Origin of the sequence: Roseisolibacter sp. H3M3-2 (assembly GCF_029211165.1) — a bacterium.
In the GTDB taxonomy this organism is placed as follows: domain Bacteria; phylum Gemmatimonadota; class Gemmatimonadetes; order Gemmatimonadales; family Gemmatimonadaceae; genus Roseisolibacter.
Genome location: NZ_JARGEK010000605.1, coordinates 1 through 1,756 on the forward strand (window position 1 = coordinate 1; position 1,756 = coordinate 1,756).

Sequence of the window (1,756 nt, forward strand, 5' to 3'; positions counted from 1 at the left end):
CGCCCGCGGTCGCGCCGTTCGGCGCCGTCCGGCTCGCGCGCGGGCGCGGGCACCAGCGAGGCGCCGCGCAGCACGTGGCGCGCGTGCGTGCGCAGCGCCTCGCTGCGCGAGTACGCGACGCCGAACAGCGCGACGGCGCGTCCGTCGGCGCCGCGCTCCGGCGACATCGCCACGACGACCGGCGCGCCGCGCACGACCGGGCGCAGGACGCCGATGCGCACGAGCGGCCGGTCCACGTCCACGCGGCGGGTCCAGCGGCGCACCTCGTCGAGCACGACGCGCGCGTACAGGGAGTCGGCGGCCAGCTCGCCGCGCAGCTCGGCCGTCCACTCCCCGCGCGCGCGCCGCGCGAGGCGGAAGTAGCCGGGGCGCGCCGCGCCGCGGTCGTCGCTCATCGCGGCGAACTGCCCGGCGCCGGCGCGGGCGAAGGCGTCGAGCGTGAGCGGGCGCGGGTTCGGCCACCCGTTGGTGCCGAGCGCCGGCCAGAGGAGCGCGCGCAGCTCCAGCCCGCTCATCCGCGCCGCCTCGGTGCCGATGAGCACCGCGGCCGTCGTCAGCTCGTCGCGCACGGCGCGCTCCGCCGCGAGGCGGCGCTGCGCCCACCCCTCGCGCACCTGGTGCGCCGTGACGAGCATCGCCGCCAGCGTGCCGCCGATGGCGAGCCAGGCGAGCGACTCCCGCCCGCGGCGCTCGACGGCGGAGCGCAGGGTCTGTCGCAGCTGTGCGAGGCGCACCGGGGTGCCGGTCGGGGGGGCCGCGCCGCGGACGCCGCCGCGGCGCCGGGATCTTGCAACATGCACCGCCGCGGGCGGCCGGCCCATGGGTCACGCACCCATTGCGTGCCGGCGGGCGCCCGGGGGTGTCCCGGGACCGGGGTCGCCGCCATGGTGCGGTGACCCATGGCCGCCCCGCCGCCGCCGGCCAGATTGGGCCGGGTGCCCGCCGCCGACGTGAGCCCGACCCTGCGCATCCTGATCGTCGAGGACCACGAGGACCTCGCCGACGCGCTCCGCGCGAACCTCCGCAGCGAGGGGTACCGGGCGAGCGTCGCCAGCGACGGGCGCCAGGCGTTCGCCATGGTGCGCGCCGAGCCGCCCGACATCATCGTGCTCGACCTCGGGCTGCCGGGGCTCGACGGGCTGGCGCTGCTGTCGCGCCTGCGCGCCGAGGGGCAGTGGTGCCCGGTCCTCATCCTCTCGGCGCGCGACTCCGACTCGGACAAGGTCGAGGGGTTCCGCCACGGCGCCGACGACTACGTCACGAAGCCGTTCCGCACGGTGGAGCTGCTGGCGCGGGTGGAGGCGATGGCCGAGCGGGCCGCGCGCGAGCGCGCCGCGGCGTCTGCCCAGCCCGCGCCGGTCGCGGCGCCCCCGCCGGCCGTCGGGCGGGCGGCGTCGGTGCCGCCGCCGGACGCCGTCCCGCTCACCGCCGAGCGGCTCGTGCACGCGTGCGGGCTGACGCTGCGGCAGGCGGAGGTCGCGCTCCTGATCGCCGCGGGTCGCTCGAACCCGGAGATCGCCGAACGGCTCGGCATCAGCCGCTTCACCGCGCGCAACCACGCCGAGCGCGTCCTCGCCCGGCTGGAGGTCGAGTCGCGCTGGCAGGTGGCGCGCACGCTCGGCAACGTGGTCGCCGCGACCGCCGCGCACCGCGGCGGCGGGCCGACGCCGGCGGGCGGCTGAGACGATCCTGCGGCGATCGCGAGCGGCGGCGTCGCGCGCGCGTCGCCTCGCGCTCATGCGTGCGGCGCCTCGAG

General features: G+C 79.3%; 2 protein-coding genes. One reads left to right on the top strand and one right to left on the bottom strand.

Going from position 1 to position 1,756, the window contains the following annotated elements; all coding sequences use genetic code 11:
• Window positions 1-734, bottom strand: a 734-nt coding sequence (locus PYV61_RS25005) for a hypothetical protein (protein WP_275836599.1), incomplete at its 3' end; no start/stop codon positions are given.
• A 201-nt stretch (window positions 735-935) separates the two neighbouring features.
• On the opposite strand from PYV61_RS25005, the gene PYV61_RS25010 reads away from it, so the two are divergent.
• Entirely contained in the window at window positions 936-1,682 is a 747-nt protein-coding gene (locus PYV61_RS25010; protein ID WP_275836600.1) for a response regulator, read from the top strand.
• Window positions 1,683-1,756: the final 74 nt, after the last annotated feature.